The following is a 1,880-nucleotide window of genomic DNA, read 5'->3' as shown; positions in this document are numbered from 1 at the left end:
ACGTACGGGTCGGCCTCGGCCGTGACTGCGCACTCTCCTCGGCTGCGGCACGTCCGCTCGGGCGCGTCGACGGACTCCTCGACTGCCGGGCTCGTGGTACGCGGCGGCCTCGGCGGCAAGCTCATCCTGGACGCGCTGCTGCTCGTCCTCCTCAGCCAGCTGCTGCGCGACGTCGTCCAGCTCGGGCGCCGACTCATCGAACCCGGGCACGTCGCCCCAGTCGACCGCCGGGGCCTGGTCGACGTCGAGGTCCTCGACCTCGGCGGCCGCGCGGTACCGCTCCTCGTACGCGGCGAGCGCCTGGTCGAGCTCCTCCTGCTCCTGGTACGTGAGTTCCGGGGCCAGTTCGGCCTCGTCGCGCACGTCGGGGACCTGGTCGAGAGTCTCGCCCTCGACCTCCCAGTCCATCTCCGGCGCCTGGTCGAGGTCGTACTCGGGCTCGGCGACGAGCTCCTCGTCGAGCTCCTGGCCGCGCTGCTGCTCGGCCTCGTCGGCGTCCTGCTGGGCCTGGTCGTCGTGACCACGGCGGTCGAGTTCGTCGCGGGCGGCCTCGGCGGCCTCGCGGGCCGGGGCGGTCTCCTCGTACCACGCGGAACGGGCCTCGTCGATCTGCTCCATCACCTCGACGCGCGCGGACATGCTGCCCACCAGGTCCTCGTAACCGCGGGCCTGCGCTTCCAGCTCGGCGCGCTCGGCGGCGTCCTCGCACTGGTCTGCGTCGGCCTGCGCGAGGATGGCCTTCTCCTCGTAGCGCAGGACCATCTGCCGGGCCTCGGACAGTTCCGCGCCCATGTGCGCCGGCGCCCACGACGTCTCGCGCTGGTACCGGTTGACCATCTCGCGCAGGGCGGCGTCGGACGTCCGCGCAAGGGTCTCCTGCTCCTCGGTGCGGCCGAGGGCGGAGTGCGCGGCCTCCCACGCGGCGCGCTGCTCGACCGCGCCCTTCGCGGGCAGGCGGCCGATCGCCGTGTTGGGGGCGTCGATGTTGTACAGCTCGCGGTAGCCCTCGACGGTGCCGGCGTTCCGCTCCCACTCTGCGCGGTCGAGGACGTCCTCGGGAACGGGGCCCAGGTGGCGGATCGCCCACTCCGGGGGCTCCTCCGCCAGGCGCTCGCCCAGCACGTCGCGCCGGGCGTCCATGGCCTCGGCCAGCTTGCGGGCCACCTCGCCCTCGATGCCGGGGATCTCCGGCGTGCGGTCACACCAGCTGTGCCCCGCCGGCTCGTTCTCCGGCGTGCGGTCGTCGAGGATCGTGTCAATGCGCCAGTTGACCAGCGACGGGACGTTGTCCGGCACGGGGTAGCTCATCGGGCGCATCGCGATGGCACTGGCCAGCACACGCTTGCCGTCGTGCCCGGCCAGCTCGGCCTCCCGCAGCTTCCGGTAGACCGTGCTGGGGTCGCCCTGCCTGAGCTTCTTGTAGTGATCCTCGGACAGCAACTGCCGCAGCATCGGCTCATACTGGTTGCGCGTGTGCTCGGTGACGTAGTCGCGCCACTCCGGCTCAAGGGCCGGGATCGACTCCGCCCAGTCCTGGGACTCGCGCAGCTCCTGCAGCGCGGACAGCTCGCCACCGTCCCGCTCGATGGCGGCCTGCAGCATGGACATCGCGTCCTGGTCGAGGGACTGGAGCCGGTGCTCGTCGGCCGGAACCTGGCACGCGGCAAACGCGCGGTTGTACCGCTGGGCACGGGTGAGGCCGGGATAGACCTGCTGGCGGTTCATCCCCTCCTCGACGAGCAGATATCCGCCGTAGCCGACCGTTCGGCCCTGCACCGCGTGGACTGTGCCCGCGTACGCGAGCGCCACGTTCTCCCGGACGTAGTCGCCAGGCAGGGTGATGGTCCCGGCGAGCCGCTCGGTGCCGTCGGTGTCGCGGC

Annotated in this window: 1 protein-coding gene; it reads right to left on the bottom strand. The window is 72.2% G+C overall.

Going from position 1 to position 1,880, the window contains the following annotated elements; genetic code table 11:
- The coding region (locus STRTUCAR8_RS04050) for an SMC family protein (protein WP_048818705.1) at positions 1 to 1,880 on the bottom strand (1,880 nt) is incomplete at both ends.

The organism is Streptomyces turgidiscabies Car8 (assembly GCF_000331005.1).
In the GTDB taxonomy this organism is placed as follows: domain Bacteria; phylum Actinomycetota; class Actinomycetes; order Streptomycetales; family Streptomycetaceae; genus Streptomyces; species Streptomyces turgidiscabies.
Note: the sequence above shows the minus strand (reverse complement) of the source record. Positions and strands in the feature narration are given on the sequence as shown.